The sequence below is a fragment of the Roseburia sp. TF10-5 genome, assembly GCF_003462365.1.
Lineage (GTDB): Bacteria > Bacillota > Clostridia > Lachnospirales > Lachnospiraceae > Roseburia > Roseburia faecis.
The window spans coordinates 79,870-98,420 of sequence record NZ_QTYW01000007.1 but is presented as its reverse complement, the minus strand read 5'-3'; the positions used below and the strand labels follow the sequence as shown (position 1 = coordinate 98,420).

Here is an 18,551-nt window from a genome sequence, read left to right as displayed (position 1 = left end):
GTGAAATTGAAACATACAGAGAGAACGGCAGATGGTGTGAGCCGTTTATGGAAAGATTTCATGAAGACCACTCCTGAGCTGTGCGCGAAAGAAGCGTCACCGTGTAGCTGCGTTATAAGCCAAAGAGTAAAAGAATTAAGGTGGAACCGTGTATAAAGCACCCTTAGATATGTCATGCATATCCGGGGTGCTTTTTTATTTCCATACCAAAAGAAGGAGAGTTAACGTAAAATGGTAAACTTTAAGGAAAATGAAGAATTAAAAACACTGAATCATTCCTGTGCACATCTGATGGCACAGGCAATCAAGCATCTGTACCCACAGGCAAAATTCTGGGTTGGACCGGTTGTTGCAGAGGGATTTTACTATGATGTAGATCTTGGGGAAGATGTAATCCGTGATGAGGATATCGAAAAGATCGAAAAAGAGATGAAAAAGATTGCAAAATCCGGAAAGAAAATCATGCGACGTGAAGTTTCTAAGGCAGAGGCTATGGAGATGTTCCAGAATGATGAGTATAAACTGGATCTGATCTCCGATCTTGAAGATGGAAATATTACCGTATATGATCAGGGCGATTTTACGGATCTGTGCCGTGGACCGCACGTAGACAATGTAAAACTTTGCAGAAACTTCAAGCTGATCCGTCACTCTGGTGCATACTGGAAAGGTGACAGCAAAAACAAAGTGCTGCAGAGAATTTATGGTGTATGTTTCCCGACCGCAGAGGAGCTGGAGGCACACCTTAAGCTTTTAGAGGAAGCAAAGGAAAGAGATCACAGAAAAATCGGAAAGGACATGAACCTGTTTATGGTTGATGATCTGGTTGGCCGTGGACTTCCGATGTTCCTTCCGAAGGGATATGTGATCTGGCAGGAGCTGGAGAACTATATCAAGAACAAGGAAAGAAAGCTGGGCTATCTGCATGTTATGACTCCTTGTGTCGGTACCGTAAATCTGTACAAGACATCTGGTCACTGGGATCACTACAAAGAAAACATGTTCCCACCAATGGAGATGGAGGGAGAGTCTTTCGTTCTTCGTCCGATGAACTGCCCGCATCATATGATGATCTATGCAAACAGAAGACATTCCTATAAGGATCTGCCGATCCGTATCGGTGAGATCGCACATGATTTCCGTTACGAATCCAGCGGAACGTTAAAGGGTATCGAGCGAGGCAGACATTTCTGTCAGAACGATGCGCATCTGTTTGTAACACCAGAGCAGATTGAGGATGAGTTTACCAAGGTTGTAGACTTGATTTTCAGTACCTACAAGGATTTCGGAATTACCAATTACCGTTGTGTACTGTCTCTGCGTGATCCGGCAAACAAAGAAAAGTATCATGATGATGATGCTATGTGGAACAAGGCAGAGGATGCACTCCGCACGGTATTGAATGATCTGAAAATTGATTATACAGAGGAAATTGGAGAGGCTGCTTTCTATGGACCAAAGCTGGATGTAAACGTACAGCCTGCAGTCGGCAATGAGATCACACTTTCTACCTGCCAGCTTGATTTCTGCCTCCCGGCAAAATTCAATCTGTCTTATGTAGACCGCGATGGCGAGAAGAAGACACCGGTTGTTCTGCATCGTGCAATTCTTGGTTCCCTCGATCGTTTCATGGCATATATCCTTGAGGAGACCAAGGGAAATCTGCCGACATGGCTGGCTCCGGTTCAGGTTCGCGTGATGCCGGTTAAGACAGACAACGAGGAACTGACTGCTTATGCAAAGGAAATCTGCGATGCCTTAGAGGCAAAGGATGTCCGTGTAGAACTCGATGACAGATCCGAGAAGCTTGGCTATCGTATGCGTGAAGGACAGGTGCAGAAGGTGCCGTATCTTCTGGTTGTCGGCTTCAATGAGAAAGAAGACAGAACCGTATCCTTCCGTCTGCATGGAGAAAAAGATACCACAGTTCTTCCACTGGATGAGTTTGTGGAGAAGCTTGAGAATGAGATCAAAAATAAGCTGAGAACTCATATCGGGGCTGAAAAATAAATAAAAGCCGATTTGAAACAGTAAAAAATGCGCGCAGCAAAAAGTGGTGCCCCCCTTTTGCTGCGCGCTTTTTTGCAGGAAAATATATTTTTACTTTCATGTTAGAAAGACGTTGTATTCTGTTCAGAAACTTCCAACTTCCGGATCAACTGGAATTCATGTATAACCATTGCCAGTCCAACTGCAAAAGATAACACATCCGCAACCGGCCCTGCATATAGAATTCCCTGAATTTTCCAGAAACGCGGGAAAAGCAAAAGCAGAGGAAGCAGGAACAAGATCTGTCTTGTCAGAGAAAGAAACGTTCCCTTATATGCTTTTCCGATCGAACTGAAAAACGTCGAGGAAATCGGCTGCATAAAATTAAGCCATGTAAACAGCAGGAAAACCCGGAAATAGTTTACACCGAAATCAAAATATTCTCTGCTTCCGCTGCCAAACAGACTGAGGATCTGTCGTGGAAAAATCTGAAACAGCAGGAAGGATACAATGGATACAATGGCACCGGCTGTAATCGCCAGACGATACGATTCCTTTACCCGGTTGTACTGTTTTGCACCGTAGTTAAAACTCTGGATCGGCTGGCTGCCCTGTGACAGGCCGATAATCACGGAAAAGTAAAGCTGGTTGACTTTCATGACAATTCCGGAACAGGCAATCGGAATTGACTCTCCGTAAACGGACTGTGCACCGTAATGCTTTAGCAGGTTGTTCATCGTAATCTGCACGATCATCATGGCAACCTGGTTGATGGCAGAAGCCATGCCAAGTGAGCAGATCTGTGCCAGATGGGAAGCATTCGGCCGGAAATGCCCGGAGTGCAGGGTTACTGTGCGGTAGTGTGACAGATAGCAGACCGCAATAATCGCAGAGATGACCTGACCGATCACGGTTGCCGCTGCAGCACCGTACATGCCCCAGTGGAATCCCAGAACAAACACGGCATCCAATACAATGTTGATGACGGCACCGGAAATGTTTACAAACATCGCCATCTTCGGGCTGCCGTCTGCACGGATTAAGTGTCCACTTCCGATCGTAAGAATTAAAAAAGGAAAACCGATCGCCGTTACACGGACGTATTGCCGCGCAAGCGGGAGTACATCTGCAGGGGAACCAAATCCGACCAGCAGAGGATTCAAAAATAATTCGGTTATGGCAAAAAGAAGGATGCCAACGGTAAGAAGCATTGTGATGGCGTTTCCGACAAAATAGGGAGCTCTTTCTTTTTTGCCGGCACCCATGTGAAGGTTGAAGCTTGCCGCACCGCCGATTCCAAACAGAAGTCCAAGTCCTGTGCACATCATGGCAAGTGGGAATGCAATGTTGGTAGCGGCATTGCCGAGTGTGCCGACCGCATTTCCGATAAAAAGCTGGTCTGCAATGTTGTATACCGCACTGACAAGCATGGCGATAATGCTCGGTACGGAAAAGCGCAGAATCAGCGAAGAAATTTTGTCCACGGCAAGTGGATTTTGTTGTTCTGAAGTCATATGTTTCGCCCTTTCTTATGTTAATATCTGTATTTGCTTTTATATGGCAAACTTATATTATTATAGCTTTTTTCCTGTTTTTTTTCAATGAAGCCGGGAAGCAGAAAAATAAATGAAAAATAAAATGGAAATTTTTGTATTTCTGAAACTTTTATGTGTGATGAATGGTCTAATAGATAGAAACAAAAAAGGAGGAAAATAAAATGAGTAAACTTAGTAGTGTATTAAAAAAGACAGGTATTGCAGTAGCTGCTGCGGCAATGCTGGTGACAATGGGAGCAGGAACGGTGGTTACACAGGCAAAAACAAGTCTGCCGGTTTATAAAGTATCGCTGGCAAAGAAGTATACCGATCACCAGAAAGACAAACGGATGGAAGCCAGCGTAAAGATTCCGAAAGTGAAAATTACAGGTACAGACGGAAAAGTCATGAAAAGCGAAAGTGAAAAACTGAATGCTGCAATATCCAGTTATCAGAATAAATTTATCAAAGATTATAAAAAAGATGTGGCAGACGTAAAGAAGGGGGAGAAGGGAAACGAGAGCCTTACTTCCGGATATAAGGTTGTAACCGACAACGACAAGATGTTTTGCCTGCGGATTGATACGGTAATTGCTATGGGCGGCTCCCAGAGTTATGCAAAGATTTTCAGTGTGGATAAAAAATCCGGAAAACAAATCACTCTGAAAAATCTGTTCAAAAAAGGAAGCGGCTATATTGACCGGATTTCCGACAATATCAAAGAACAGATGCGGGCACAGATGAAAGAGAATGCAGATGTTACCTATTTTGTGGACGATGAAAACAATAAGTTCAATTTCAAGTCCATCAGCAATAAGACAAATTTCTATGTCAATGAGAAGGGAAAACTTACCCTTGTATTTGACAAGTATGAAGTAGCACCGGGATATATGGGAATGGTCGAATTTTCCATTCCGACAGGTGAGATTGTAGATATGGTTACAAACGGATATCTGAAATAAAAGGCAAATAGAAAAAATGGCTCCGTGGGCAAATCCCACAGAGTCATTTTTTCTATTTGGTGCAAATGAAGAGGATGCAATTTCTGATTTTTATGGTATACTGTCTGTAGAAAATAAAATGACGTGAGAGTATACCTATGAAAAACAGGACAGGCCATAGGCTTAAATATGTTGGAATATGCAGGTGTAGGGGATTGAAGCATGCAGTTCGTGTTGACTAATTTGTATAACAGCTGATAAAATGATTGGGAAAATTACGGTATCTGATTCATTCATCTGCAGAGCATTTGGTGAAAAAGATACGACGGTAATTGTGTTGAACAATTTTAATATAAATGAATAAAAACTCTGACGGCAAGGATGATCCGAGCAGGAATAGTTAAGAAATAAGGATTTACAGAACCATCTTTCTGACAGATTGCCCGAAAGATGGTTTTTTGCGTTGAAAATAACAGGAGGATAGCATGTTAAAGGTAGCAGTATACGGAAAGGGCGGTATTGGAAAATCCACAGTGACTTCCAATCTTGCAGCAGCTTTTGCAAATATGGGAAAACGTGTCATTCAGATCGGATGCGATCCGAAAGCGGATTCCACCATTAATTTACTTGGTGGTGAGCCACTTCGTCCGGTAATGAATTATATGAGGGAAGAGGACGAGGAGCCGGATGAGCTGGCGCAGATTTCAAAGGAAGGCTATGGAGGAATCCTCTGCATTGAGACGGGCGGACCGACACCGGGACTTGGCTGTGCGGGGCGTGGAATTATTGCGACTTTTCAGCTTCTTGAAGATATGGAACTATTCGAACATTATAAACCCGATGTGGTTTTGTATGATGTATTAGGTGATGTTGTGTGCGGTGGATTTGCAGCACCGATTCGTGAGGGATATGCGGATAAGGTTCTGATCGTTACATCCGGTGAAAAAATGGCACTGTATGCTGCCAACAATATTTCCAGTGCAGTCAGAAATTTTGAGGATCGCAGTTATGCCCGGGTATTTGGCATCGTGTTAAATCACAGAAATGTGGAAAATGAGAAAGAAAAAGTACAGGCATTTTCAGAAAAGATCGGGGTGCCGATTGTGGGAGAAGTGCCGCGAAGTAATGAAATTATTCACTGGGAAGAGCAGGGAAAGACTGTGATCGAAGGAGATCCGGCCTCTGAAATCAGCAGATGTTTCTTTGATCTTGCCACATTGTTATGGAAAGAAGAGGAAAACGCATGAGACAGGAAGCATATTTTTGTACGGTAAAAGAGCTGGATGAGCTTGGAAAAAATAACATTCCCAGACAGCTTATTTCCCATACACATCTGATCTACAGTTCCCCTGCAACGCTGGCATTCAATTCTCCGGGAGCAGAAGGATTTGGTGTCAAACGTGCAGGTCTGGCGGTTCCGGATTCTGTTATGTTGATTGTGTCTCCGGGATGCTGTGGCCGCAATACCTCGGTGCTTAGTTCGATGCGGGCCTATCAGGACCGTTTTTATTATCTGTTGATGGATGAGACGGATATTGTGACCGGAAGGCACCTGAAAAAGATCCCTAAGGCAGTAGCGGAAATATGCGAAGGACTTAAGAAAAAGCCGTCTGTTGTGATGATATGTATTACCTGTGTGGATGCGCTGCTTGGCACGGATATGGAGCGTGTCTGTCACAAGGCAGAGGAATATGCAGGGGTTCCGGTAAGGCCATGTTATATGTATGCACTGACCAGAGAGGGCAGAAAACCACCGATGGTGCATGTGCGGCAGTCCGTTTATTCGTTGCTGGAACCGAAAAAGAAAAAAGGAAATGTGGTGAATTTACTGGGATATTTTTCACCGCTTACGGATGACTGTGAGCTGTATGATCTGCTTCATGGGGCAGGAGTAAAAACAATCCATGAGATTTCCAGGTGCAAGGATTATGCACAGTATCAGACCATGTCGGAAGCAAATTTTAATCTGGTACTGCATCCGGAAGCGCGCTTTGCGGCAGAGGATTTTCATGACCGGCTGAAAATTCCATATATCGAGCTGCGCAGATTATATCAGATCGATAAAATTGCCAGTCAGTATCGTGCTCTTGCCGCTGCACTGGGTGTGGAATTTGAGGATGAAATACCGCGTAAGGCAGCAGAGGAGGCGGTAGAAAAATTCAGGAAAATACATCCGGATGCAGTATTTGCCGTCGGAGAATGGATGAACGGAGATCCGTTCGAACTGGCACTTGCATTGGTACACTATGGATTTCGTGTGTCGGAGATTTATGGAACATTATCCGGTGAAAACTTTGTCTATGTAAAACAACTGGCAAAAATCAGTCCGGATACGAAAGTTTTTTCCAATCTGGAACCGACCATGCTGTATTATGACAAAAGTCAGTCCGGCGTCAATATGACCATAGGAAAAGATGCCGGCTATTATCATAAAGAATGTTCCAATGTGCTCTGGAATGAAGAACGGCAGCCATACGGTTATGCCGGTGTGCGCAGACTGTTTGAGGCATTGGCGGAGGTATAACACAATGAGAGGACTGAGAAAATATCTGACACCATTTGCACCGGATCAGTCAGGTGCGGTGTCTGTATTATATGAATTTGGCGGTATTATCGTCATTTGCGATGCCGGTGGTTGTACCGGAAATATCTGTGGATTTGATGAGCCGCGGTGGTTTGAGAGCAAAAGCGCACTGTTTAGTGCAGGGCTTCGCGATATGGATGCAATTCTCGGCCGTGATGACAGGCTGGTGGCAAAGCTTGCAGATGCCGTGACAAAACTGGATGCAAAGTTTGCAGCGATTATCGGGACGCCGGTTCCGGCCGTTATCGGAACGGATTACCATGCCTTAAAGCGTATGGCGGAGAAAAAAGTGGATCTGTCGATTCTGACTGTGGATACGGATGGAATGGAATTGTATGACAAGGGGGAAGAAAAAGCCTGGAAGGAACTGTTTTTGGTATTTGCAGGTGAAAAAGAAGACGTGATTTTGGGCAGAATCGGGATACTTGGCATGACACCACAGGATATCAGTGATCTGCGTGCAGCAGACCGTATCCGGGAGCGTTTTGCGGCAGAAGGAAAAACTGCTGTCTGCTTTGGAATGGGAAATGGACTTGATGATGTAAAATCGGTTTCCAATGTGGAAAAAAATATCGTGGTATCGCCGGCCGCTTTAGAGGCAGCGAAATATCTGGAACGAACATATGGAACACCGTACGAGACAGGCTATCCGCTGGTGGATGAACTGGTTTACGATATGGATTATCATGGGAAAAAGGTACTTATTGTACAGCAGCAGGTGATCGGATCTGCAATCCGGGAAGAGATACAAAAAAAAGCAAAGGATGCACAGGTGACAGTTGCAAGCTGGTTTATGATAAAGCCAGAGCTTTGCAGTGACACAGATCTGCATCTGCGGGATGAAGAAGATTATATAAGGCTGGTGGAAAACATGGAATATGATGTGATTTACGCGGATCCATGTATGAAGCGTATGACACCGGAATTTGCCGGAATTTTTGTGGATACGATACATTTTGCGGTGTCGGGGCATCTTGCAGAGATGAGATAATAGTTGCCGGTTGTCTTGTAAGATGTGACCCGCAATAAGGGAGTGTACGATTGGAGAAAAGTGTGTATAAGAATGAGATGACCTGGCGCATCCGGGTATACGGTATCGTTCAGGGTGTTGGTTTCCGGCCAACGGTAAGCCGCCATGCGACAAACCATGGAATTTACGGAACTGTTTGCAATAAAGGACCCTATGTGGAAATTTATGCACAGGGGACAAAAGAACAGATCGATGGATTTTTAAACAGTCTGAAAGAACATCCACCGAAGCGTGCGGCTGTTTTGAAGATAAATACAGAGAATATCACTGCAGATACAACAGAACACTTTGAACATTTTGACATTATCGAAAGTGAAAAAACAAAAGGGGAAATCTTTATTTCCCCGGATATTGCAATCTGCGATGAGTGCAAGGCAGAAATGTTTGACCCGAAAGACAGACGGTATCTGCATCCGTTTATCAACTGCACCTGCTGTGGACCAAGGCTTACGATTCTGGATGCTCTGCCGTATGACAGGGAACGCACAAGTATGAAAGAGTTTCCGATGTGCCCGGACTGTGCAAAAGAATACACGGATGAGAAAACCAGGCGGTATGACGCGCAGCCGGTGTGCTGCAACCAATGTGGACCACAGGTGTATCTGATCGGCAGACCCGAGCGGGGACGTGCCGCAATTACATATACACGCCGGCTTATTCGTGAAGGCAAAATTGTAGCAATCAAGGGAATCGGAGGGTTTCATCTGTGCTGTGATGCTACAAATGAAGAAGTGGTCTGCCGTCTTAGAACATTAAAAAACCGCCCGGCCAAGCCCTTTGCAGTTATGGCAAAAGATGAATCGGTTGTAAAACGGGAATGTGTGGTGACGCCGGAGCAGGAGGCGATTCTTACCGGACATCAGAAACCGATTCTGTTACTGGACAGACGAAGCGATGGCGGGCTGGCATCTTCGGTGGCACCGAACAATCCAAAAGTTGGTGTGATGCTTCCATATGCACCGGTGCAGTTATTGATTTTTCAGTATGATGATGGTATCGAGATGCCGGATCTTCTGGTGATGACCAGTGGAAATACTTCCGGTGCACCGATCTGTCGTGAGGATGAGGAAGCTGTTGCCGAATTATCCCACTTGTGTGATGCGATGCTGTCACATAACCGCAAAATCAGGATACGGGCAGATGATACGGTGATGGATTTTTACAGAAATGAACCGTACATGATCCGGCGTTCCAGAGGCTATGCACCGCTGCCGTTTATGACAAAAGCAGACTGGAAAGGACAGGTGCTCGCGGTTGGCGGGGAATTGAAAAATACCTTTTGCATAGGTGTGGACAACAGGTTTTATCCGTCACCATATGTGGGAGATCTGGAGGACTTAAGAACGGTAAAGGCATTGCAGGAGACAATACACCGGTTTCAGACATTGCTGGAAGTAAAGCCACAGGCTGTGGTCTGTGATCTGCACCCAAAATACAATTCTACGGTTGTAGCGGAAGAACTTGGATATCCGGTGATAAGAGTGCAGCATCATTATGCACACATATTATCGTGTATGACAGAAAATGACTGTCATGATCCGGTCATCGGAGTCGCTTTTGACGGAACCGGATATGGAACGGATGGCACGATCTGGGGCGGAGAGATCCTGCTGGCGGATTATGGAAATTTTACAAGATTCGGAAGTATTACCCCGTTTTTACAGATGGGGGGCGATGCTTCTGCAAAAGAGGGCTGGCGTATTGCGGTCTCTATGATTTACGGATATACGAAAGATCGCAAAAGGGCATGGGAGATCATGGAAACACTGGGTCTTTGCAGCGAACAGGAAAGCAGGGTACAGTTCACCATGGCAGACCGGAAGATCAATGCGGTGGCTTCAACCAGTGCAGGACGGCTTTTTGATGCCGTCAGTGCGATACTCGGGATCAGGCGCAGGTCAGGATTTGAAGGGGAAGCATCGACGGCATTGCAGTTTGCAGCAGAGGCATACGAGCAGCAGAACCTCTCAAATATCTCACAGGAGCAAAAGGAAAATAAGGATATACTGCTGCATGAAACAAAAGAGCGTTTCGTTTTAAATACACAGATGTTGGTGCAGCAGATTACAGAAGCAAAAATGCGGGGCGAAGACACCGGGATGCTGGCATATCGGTTTCATCAGGTACTGGCAGAAATGATTACAGCTGCCTGTATCAAAGCAAAAGAAAGCAGTGGCAGGGATAAAGTTGCCTTAAGCGGTGGCGTATTCCAAAACCGGTTACTGTTGCGTCTGACAGAAGAACGACTGTTACAGGAAGGATTCGAAGTGCTGCGGCACCGTATGATTCCGCCGAATGACGGAGGAATTGCAATCGGACAGGCAGCATATGGGATGTATCAATTACAGAAATAGGAGGATAAAAAGATGTGTGTAGGTTTATCAGCTAAGGTAGTAAAAATCAGTAATGGCACGGCGGTCATTGATGCAGGCGGTGCCAAAAGGGAGGTTTCTTCCCAGCTTCTGGAAGATCTGGAGCCGGGAGATTATGTTATGGTGCATGCAGGTGTAGCAATTGCAAAAATCACCGATGAGGACGACAGTGAAACTGAGCAGCTCATGGAGGAATTTTTATAATGAAAACAGCCAGAGAGATCATTGAAAATTATGATGGCCCGGATGTGCGGATCATGGAAGTGTGCGGTACGCACACACATGAGATTTTCCGGCTGGGAATCCGTAAACTGCTGCCAAAACAGGTAGAATTGATTTCCGGCCCGGGATGTCCGGTATGTGTAACACCGGTTAGTTTTATAGATGAAGCTATTTATCTGGCATTGGAAAAAGGAGTTACAATCTGTACATTTGGTGATCTGGTGCGAGTGCCGGGAACCAATATGAGCCTTGCGGGAGCCAGAGAACAGGGAGCGAAAATCCATGTTGTGTATTCTCCGGCAGATGCCGAAAAATATGCCGGAGAACATCCGGATGAGCAGGTGACATTTCTGTCGGTCGGATTTGAGACAACGACACCGGCAGGATGTCTTTCCGTAAAGGCGGCAAGAGAAGATGGACTGGATAATTACTCTATATTGGTGGCAAACAAAACCATGCCTCAGGCGTATGAGGCATTAAAGGACAGTGCAGATGTATTTTTATATCCGGGACATGTCAATGCCATTACGGGAACACGTCTTTGCGAAGCTCTGACCGAAGAAGGGGTCAGCGGTGTTGTGGCAGGATTTACGGCAAAAGAACTGATGACAGCACTGGCGGTTGCGCTGGTAAAATTCCAGGAAGGAAAGCCATTTTTTGTAAACTGCTATCCGCGAGTGGTGACACAGGATGGAAGCAGGGAGGCACAGCTGCTTGTAGATGAGATGATGGAAGCCTGTGACTGCGAATGGAGAGGGCTGGGTGTTATTCCGAAATCCGGCATGAAATTAAGACAGGAGTGGCAGGAGTTCGATGCACGTCTCAAATATCAGATGCCGAAAATTGAAGGAAAACCAAATCCGGCCTGCCGCTGTGGCGATGTACTTCAGGGGAAATGCAAACCATCCGATTGTAAAGTATTCGGAAAAGGCTGTACACCGCAGCATCCGATCGGCGCCTGCATGGTGTCCGGTGAGGGAGCCTGCTCTGCATATTATCAGTATTCATAAGAAAGAAGGAAAAAACATCATGGAAAATAAAACAGTAACGATGGCACATGGTGCCGGTGGAAAGCAGACATCCGAATTGATTGATCAGGTGTTTAAGGCACATTTTGTAAACAATGATCTGACGGCAGATGATGCAGCGGTATTAGTTCCGCCGGCAGGAAGAATGGCAGTATCGACAGATGGGTTTATTGTATCTCCGGCATTTTTTCCGGGGGGAAATATCGGCAAACTGTCTATCTGCGGAACGGTAAATGATCTTGCCTGTATGGGTGCAAAACCGCTTTATCTTACCTGCGCTTTTGTAATTGAAGAGGGATTTCCAATGGAAAAACTCGAAGAAATCGCAGCTGCCATGGAAAAAACAGCAAAAGAGGCCGGAGTACATATTGTATCGGGAGATACAAAGGTTGCCGGAAAAGGACAGGTGGATGGAATTTTTATCACCACGACCGGAATGGGGGAGATTGAAGAAGGAGTGACCGTCGGCGGAGAACTGGCAAAGCCCGGAGATGCAATCATCGTAACCGGTGATATCGGACGGCACGGATGTACGATCCTGTTAGAGCGGGAAGATTTTGGCATCGATGCGGATGTGACCAGTGACTGTGCACCTTTGTGGAAGACCGTAAAGGCAGTCATGGATACCACACACAACCTGCATGTGATACGTGATGCGACCAGAGGAGGCGTCGGAACAGTCCTGTATGAGATCGCAGGTCAGAGCAGCGTAGGCATCCGTTTAAATGCAGAGGCTGTTCCGGTACGGCCGGAAGTAAAAGGAGTCTGCGGGATGCTTGGACTTGAGCCTTTATATCTGGCATGCGAAGGAAGACTTGTCATCATGGCACCAAAGGAAGAGGCAGAGGGCATTGTAGAAACATTGAAAAAATGTCCATATTCCGCAGATGCAGCTATTATTGGTGAAGTGATCGCAGAGGAACCGGGAAGAGTTATAATGGAGACGGAAATCGGCACACAGGCACTGCTTCCACAGCCGGGGGGAGAGCTTTTACCAAGAATCTGTTAACAGGAGGAGTCAGGGCATGGAAACCAGAGTGGCAGTTATTTCAATTATTGTAGAACAGGAGGATGCCATTGAAGAATTAAATATCCTTCTTCATGAAGCACGTCAGTACATTGTAGGCAGAATGGGCATACCATACCGCGCAAAAGGAATCAGCATCATAAGCATTGTCATTGATGCACCACAGGACACGATCAGTGCACTTTCCGGAAAAATCGGACATTTAAAAGGCGTATTCGCAAAGACTGCATATTCGAATGTCATTACTCCGGCAGAAGGGGGAACACAGGATTGATCAGGATAGCAGTATATGGAAAAGGCGGAATCGGAAAATCCACTACCGTTTCAAATGTAGCGGCTGCATTGGCAGAAATGGGGCTTAAGGTGATGCAGATCGGATGCGATCCGAAAGCAGATTCTACCATATTGCTCCGTCATGGAGAGACTGTGCCGGCCGTGCTCGACTTATATAATGAGAAAAAGCAGGCGTTGCAGCTGGAGGATATGATACGCATTGGGTATAACGGTGTTATCTGTGTGGAGGCCGGTGGACCGACACCGGGACTTGGCTGTGCCGGCCGTGGTATCATCACGGCACTGGAAAAGTTAAAAGAGCTTGGCGCATATGATGTATACAAACCGGATGTGGTTTTATATGATGTACTCGGAGATGTGGTATGCGGTGGATTTTCCATGCCGATGCGGGGCGGTTATGCGGACAAAATATTTATTATTACCTCCGGGGAAAACATGGCAATTCATGCAGCTGCAAATATTGCCATGGCAGTGGAAAATTTTAAAAACCGTGGATATGCCGGGCTTGGCGGACTCATTTTAAATCGCAGGGATGTCCCGCGGGAAGAGGAAAAAGTGGCAGAACTGGCAGACGATTTTCACACAGCTGTTATTGGTACACTATCACACAGCGGGCAGGTGGCACTGGCAGAGGAGCAGAAAAAAACATTGATGGAGTGTTATCCAACAGGTGAAATGGCAGACGAATACCGTGCGCTTGCCATGCAGATGTATCGCATATGCGGTGGCATTCTGGAAGCGAAAAGCGATAAGGTAAGGTCTGGATATATACAGGAGGAAGCGTAATGTTACGTCGTGTGGGGGAAACTGTTGATTCGAAAGATGCTGTGGTAAAAATAAAAGATGCCTCATTTCCAACACCATTTGTTTCGGCACTGGAGTATAATTCGCCGGTGCATGGCAACTGGAATATTGTGCATACGGGAATGCAGGTTCCGGAATCTATCCAGATCTATGTCTGTGCGGATAACTGTATGCGTGGTGTTGTACTGACTGCGGCAGAAATGAATGCAGCAGACCGTTTTTCTTTTGTTCTTGTGGAGGAGCAGAATCTGCTGAACGGCAATCTGGAGGATATTACCATCGAGGGTGTGACGGATGTGTTGAATAAACGGAAGGACCATCCTGAGGCGGTTCTGCTTTTTACCGTTTGTCTGCATCATTTTGTGGGAAGTAATCTGAACTATATTTACAGGGAACTGGAGCATCGTTTTCCTGACATCTGCTTTATCCGCTGTTATATGGACCCGATTATGCAAAAACATGGACTGACACCGGACCAGAAGCTGCGGAAAGCAATGTATGATCCTCTTTTGGGCTGTGAGCCGGACGCTAAAACAGTATCTGTCTTTGGCAGTGATTTTGTTCTGGATGAGAACAGTGATATTAAGCGTCTGTTAAAACGATATGATTATAAGGTGCTGGAACTGCCCGGATGTAAAACCTGGCAGGAACTGTTGGATATGAGCAGGGGATGCCTGTTTATCGACTGCTATCCGGCTGGAAAATACGGGATGGAGGCACAGGCAGGCCGCCTGGGACGAAAATCTCTGTATCTGCCCGGCAGTTTTGACTATGATGAGATCAGAAAGCAGTTAAAGCAGCTGACCGATGCACTCGGACTGCCGGAACTGACAGAAGATGAGCTGGCCCGCGAGCAGGAGTCCTGTGAGGAGGCTCTGGCAAAAGCAAAAAATCTGATCGGGGATATGCCGGTCACTCTGGATTATCTGTATCATCCAAGACCACTTGGACTGGCAAAACTGCTTCTGACACATGGCTTTTATGTGAAAGCTGTTTATCTGGACAGTATCAGTCCGGAAGAAAAAGCAGATTTTTTCTGGCTGCAGGAGCATGCACCGGAACTTGAGCTGATCGCAACGATTCAGGTGAAGATGCGTGTACTGCCAAGAGGTGCAAGCGGGGAAGTGCTGGCAATCGGACAGAAAGCGGCCTATTTTGGCCGAAGTCGTCACTTTGTCAATCTGGTACAGGGAGAAGGTCTGTATGGATTTGACGGTATTCGAAGAACCGCAGAGCTGATGATGGATGCATATCTCAATGAAAAGGATACAGAAAAACTTGTTGTACAAAAAGGATGGGGGTGTGAGTGCTGTCTATGAGACAATCTTATCGAATGATACCGGTTTATACGGCCGATGTGTCAGGAGTCTGTTCTGCACTGTATGAACTTGGCGGAATGACAGTTATGCATGATCCTTCCGGATGCAACTCTACTTACAATACGCATGATGAAATCCGCTGGTACGATCAGGACAGTCTTATTTTTATCTCGGGACTTACAGAAATTGACGCGATCATGGGAAATGACAGAAAATTTATTGATGATATCGAGTATGCAGCCCGTGAACTGCATCCCAAATTTATCGCGCTGGCAGGTTCGCCTATTCCATTTATGAATGGTACGGATTTTCCTGCAATTGCGCGTGTGATTGAGACAGAAACCGGAATTCCGGCATTTTCCGTGCCGACGAACGGGATGAATGATTATGTGTATGGAGCGGGCATTGCACTCGAAGAAATCGCAAAGCGGTTTGTCAGAGAACCGGACAGGCAGGAGAATAGAGATCCCTCTTCGCGCACGGTAAATCTGTTAGGTGTGACACCACTTGATTTCGGACCACAGAAAAATGTAGAAACCTTAAAAGAGAATCTGCAGAAATACGGATGGCAGGTTATGTCTGTGTGGGCGATGGGCGATGATTTGAAAACGTTGCAAAGATCAGCGGAGGCAGACGTTAATCTGGTTGTCTCGGCAGTAGGACTCCGTGTGGCAAAGATACTCTGGGAGAAGTACAAAATACCATATGTGATCGGAACACCAAACGAGTGGCTGGCAGAAGATATTTCAAATGCACTGGAGCGTGCAGCCACACGGCAGGCAGAGCCGGCGGTTGTATATTTGCAGAACCGCATGCAGCAGGAGGCAGATATCACGCTGGTCGGAGAACCTGTCACTATGGGATCATTAGCAGCAGGGATTGAAAAAAGATATGGTCGTGCCGCCCGCGTACTGTGTCCGTTAAAGGAATGTGCGGATTTGCTCGGTGAAAAAGATAAAATGGTGCTTGGAGAGGAAGCAATGGAAGAGGCACTTAAAAGTGCAGGGATCATTGTGGCAGATCCTCTGTATCGTCCGATCTGTCCGGGGGACAGTATTTTTTATGAATTACCGCATGTGGCATTTTCGGGGAGAATATATTTTTGAGAATACTATTGTCAGGATGCAAATTGCAATCTGCGATGATGAAAAATCTATAGGCTTGATATTAGAAGAAAAATAAAGAAATTATTACCGGATGCAGTGATAGAAACATATTTATCGGGTGATGAACTGATTGCAAGTGGTTGTAAGCCGGATATGCTCTTTTTGGATATCCAGATGCCGGGAAAGAATGGGATGGAAACGGCAAGGATTCTGCGTCAGAAGGATGACGAAGTGGATGTTGCTGCATAAACCAGTTGACAGATTCCTTTCGGAAGTATAATATAAAGACAAATTTCATAGGATATAAAAAACAAAGGGCGATGTTGTTCAGACACTGCCCTTTTTTATTTGAAAACAGGAGGGATGAGGTTATGGAAAAGTTAAATGATGTGATTACAGCAATTGACGATTTTGTCTGGGGACCGGTCATGCTGATTCTGCTTGTGGGGACCGGAATTTTCCTTACGATCCGCACGCGGTTTCTGACATGGAGAAATCTCGGTTATGCACTCAAAAGTACGTTAAGCAAAGAGGCGCGGACGAAAAGCCATGGCGAGGGCGATGTGTCTCCGTTTTCGGCACTGACCACAGCACTTGCCGCCACAATCGGAACGGGCAACATTGTGGGGGTTGCGACGGCGATGGTTTCCGGTGGCCCGGGAGCTTTGGTCTGGATGTGGATCTCTGCTGCATTTGGTCTGACGTCGAAGTTCAGTGAATGTATGCTGGCGATCAAATACCGTGAGATCAATGCCAAAGGGGAGATGAGCGGCGGCCCGATGTACACGATGAAAAAGGCACTGAAGAATAAAAGATTTGGAGCGGTTCTTGCGTGGTTATTTGCACTCTTTGCTGTGATTGCTTCGTTTGGAATCGGCAATATGACACAGGGAAATTCGATTTCCGGTGCATTACATACGACATTTCATGTGCCGACCCATCTGACCGGAATTGTGATTACGGTGCTTGCCCTGCTGATCATTGTCGGCGGTATCAAATCCATTTCAAAGGTTTCTTCGGTGGTCGTTCCGTTGATGGCGATTTTTTATGTGATCTGTGGAGTTATTGTCATTATCGGAAATATTTCGAATCTGCCGGCAGGCATTTTGATGATTTTTCAGATGGCATTTTCGGTAAAAGCGGTAGGCGGCGGTCTGTGCGGAACGATTGTCGCTTCCATGATGAATGCAATGCGTTATGGTGTGGCCAGAGGTGTATTTTCCAACGAAGCCGGTATGGGATCTGCGGCAATTACGGCAGCGGCTGCAACGACGGATAACCCGGTGCGTCAGGGATATATCAATATGACGGGAACCTTCTGGGATACGATTGTTGTCTGTACGATTACGGGACTTGCGATTGCCTCTTCCGGTGTCCTTGGCATGACCGATGCTGCCGGGAATATGCTGACCGGTTCGGATGTTACAATTGCGGCATTTGAGACGGTTCTGGGATCAGCCGGGGGCTGGCTTGTGACAATCGGGATTACATTGTTTGCGTTTTCTACAATACTCGGCTGGGAGTATCACGGGGAAAAAGCATTTGAATATCTGCTGGGAACGCACCGGTTTAATATGGTATACCGCCTTGTTTTTTCCTTTGTTGTGTATTTCGGATGTACACAGACACTGAATCTGGTATGGAGTTTTTCGGATATTGCCAATGCGCTGATGGCAATCCCGAATCTGATCTGTATGCTCCTGCTCAGTGGTGAAATTGCAAAGGATATTCGGGAGTTTCAGAAAGAAATTCATAAATATAATTAAAAAATGTAAGGTTATTCTTTGCTATCAGCCCGAAGCGTAGTATAATGTAGTTATCTGAATTTTATAGACATGGAGGTTAGGAAATTATGCAGATGGAACAGCTACGCAAAGATATGATGGCAGCGATGAAAGCGCGCGACAAGGAACGGAAGGATGCAATTTCGTCTCTGGTCTCGGCAGTGAAGAAAAATGCCATTGATGCCGGATGCAGAGATGACATTCCGGAGGATATGGTCAATGCCACAATCATGAAGGAATTAAAGACCGTTCAGGAACAGATCGATTCCTGCCCGGCAGACCGTACCGATTTGCTGGAGGAGTACAGAAAACGTTATGACATTATGAAAGAATATGCACCGAAGATGCTTTCGAAAGAGGAAGTGACTGCGATTGTTAAGGAAAAGTTTGCAGATGTGATTGCAACGAAGAACAAGGGACAGATCATGAAGACGATTATGCCGGAGCTGAAAGGAAAGGCAGACGGAAAGGTGATCAATGAAGTTGTTACAGAGATGTGCAATGCATAAAGGAGAA

Annotated in this window: 17 protein-coding genes and 1 other annotated feature (1 of these 18 running past the window's edge); of the genes, 16 read left to right on the top strand and 1 reads right to left on the bottom strand. The window is 45.9% G+C overall.

Going from position 1 to position 18,551, the window contains the following annotated elements:
* Window positions 1–168 (top strand) — a binding site (T-box leader) (it extends 24 nt beyond the left edge of the window).
* A 63-nt stretch (window positions 169–231) separates the two neighbouring features.
* Entirely contained in the window at window positions 232–2,010 is a 1,779-nt protein-coding gene (gene thrS / locus DXD06_RS08925; RefSeq protein WP_055068627.1) for a threonine--tRNA ligase, read from the top strand.
* Between the two features lie 101 nt (window positions 2,011–2,111).
* On the opposite strand, the gene DXD06_RS08920 is transcribed toward thrS, so the two are convergent.
* Window positions 2,112–3,503 (bottom strand): MATE family efflux transporter, encoded by a 1,392-nt coding sequence (locus DXD06_RS08920; protein WP_117831393.1) that lies wholly within the window; start codon window positions 3,501–3,503, stop codon window positions 2,112–2,114.
* Between the two features lie 203 nt (window positions 3,504–3,706).
* On the opposite strand from DXD06_RS08920, the gene DXD06_RS08915 reads away from it, so the two are divergent.
* The 15 genes from DXD06_RS08915 (at window position 3,707) to DXD06_RS08845 (ending at window position 18,544) form a co-directional block, all read left to right on the top strand.
* Entirely contained in the window at window positions 3,707–4,486 is a 780-nt protein-coding gene (locus DXD06_RS08915) for an RsiV family protein (RefSeq protein WP_117831392.1), read from the top strand.
* A 464-nt stretch (window positions 4,487–4,950) separates the two neighbouring features.
* Window positions 4,951–5,712, top strand: a complete 762-nt coding sequence (locus DXD06_RS08910) for a nucleotide-binding protein (protein ID WP_055068622.1) — start codon at window positions 4,951–4,953, stop codon at window positions 5,710–5,712.
* A complete protein-coding gene (locus DXD06_RS08905; protein WP_117831391.1) occupies window positions 5,709–6,989 on the top strand; it encodes a nitrogenase component 1 in 1,281 nt (426 codons plus the stop codon). Before DXD06_RS08910 ends, DXD06_RS08905 begins: the two co-directional genes overlap by 4 nt.
* A gap of 4 nt (window positions 6,990–6,993) precedes the next feature.
* On the top strand, window positions 6,994–8,040 hold the full coding sequence (locus DXD06_RS08900) for a nitrogenase component 1 (RefSeq protein WP_117831390.1): 1,047 nt from the start codon (window positions 6,994–6,996) through the stop codon (window positions 8,038–8,040).
* Window positions 8,041–8,117: 77 nt separating this feature from the next.
* Complete coding sequence (gene hypF / locus DXD06_RS08895; RefSeq protein WP_117831438.1) at window positions 8,118–10,433, top strand: carbamoyltransferase HypF; 2,316 nt, start codon at window positions 8,118–8,120, stop codon at window positions 10,431–10,433.
* A gap of 12 nt (window positions 10,434–10,445) precedes the next feature.
* Complete coding sequence (locus tag DXD06_RS08890) at window positions 10,446–10,655, top strand: HypC/HybG/HupF family hydrogenase formation chaperone (protein ID WP_055068619.1); 210 nt, start codon at window positions 10,446–10,448, stop codon at window positions 10,653–10,655.
* On the top strand, window positions 10,655–11,683 hold the full coding sequence (gene hypD, locus DXD06_RS08885) for a hydrogenase formation protein HypD (protein ID WP_022044991.1): 1,029 nt from the start codon (window positions 10,655–10,657) through the stop codon (window positions 11,681–11,683). Before DXD06_RS08890 ends, hypD begins: the two co-directional genes overlap by 1 nt.
* Before the next feature lie 19 nt (window positions 11,684–11,702).
* Window positions 11,703–12,710 (top strand): hydrogenase expression/formation protein HypE, encoded by a 1,008-nt coding sequence (gene hypE / locus DXD06_RS08880; protein ID WP_117831389.1) that lies wholly within the window; start codon window positions 11,703–11,705, stop codon window positions 12,708–12,710.
* Window positions 12,711–12,726: 16 nt separating this feature from the next.
* Complete coding sequence (locus tag DXD06_RS08875; RefSeq protein ID WP_022044989.1) at window positions 12,727–13,002, top strand: TM1266 family iron-only hydrogenase system putative regulator; 276 nt, start codon at window positions 12,727–12,729, stop codon at window positions 13,000–13,002.
* On the top strand, window positions 12,999–13,808 hold the full coding sequence (locus tag DXD06_RS08870; protein ID WP_117831388.1) for a nitrogenase iron protein NifH: 810 nt from the start codon (window positions 12,999–13,001) through the stop codon (window positions 13,806–13,808). The genes DXD06_RS08875 and DXD06_RS08870 overlap by 4 nt, the downstream gene beginning before the upstream one ends.
* Entirely contained in the window at window positions 13,808–15,145 is a 1,338-nt protein-coding gene (locus tag DXD06_RS08865) for a nitrogenase component 1 (RefSeq protein ID WP_117831387.1), read from the top strand. The genes DXD06_RS08870 and DXD06_RS08865 overlap by 1 nt, the downstream gene beginning before the upstream one ends.
* Window positions 15,142–16,251 (top strand): nitrogenase component 1, encoded by a 1,110-nt coding sequence (locus DXD06_RS08860; RefSeq protein WP_117831386.1) that lies wholly within the window; start codon window positions 15,142–15,144, stop codon window positions 16,249–16,251. The genes DXD06_RS08865 and DXD06_RS08860 overlap by 4 nt, the downstream gene beginning before the upstream one ends.
* 96 nt (window positions 16,252–16,347) lie before the next feature.
* Window positions 16,348–16,500, top strand: coding sequence for a response regulator (locus DXD06_RS17500; RefSeq protein ID WP_227248790.1), 153 nt, complete (start codon window positions 16,348–16,350; stop codon window positions 16,498–16,500).
* A gap of 122 nt (window positions 16,501–16,622) precedes the next feature.
* Complete coding sequence (locus tag DXD06_RS08850) at window positions 16,623–18,017, top strand: alanine/glycine:cation symporter family protein (protein ID WP_117831385.1); 1,395 nt, start codon at window positions 16,623–16,625, stop codon at window positions 18,015–18,017.
* A gap of 86 nt (window positions 18,018–18,103) precedes the next feature.
* Window positions 18,104–18,544, top strand: a complete 441-nt coding sequence (locus DXD06_RS08845; RefSeq protein WP_022044983.1) for a GatB/YqeY domain-containing protein — start codon at window positions 18,104–18,106, stop codon at window positions 18,542–18,544.
* Window positions 18,545–18,551: the final 7 nt, after the last annotated feature.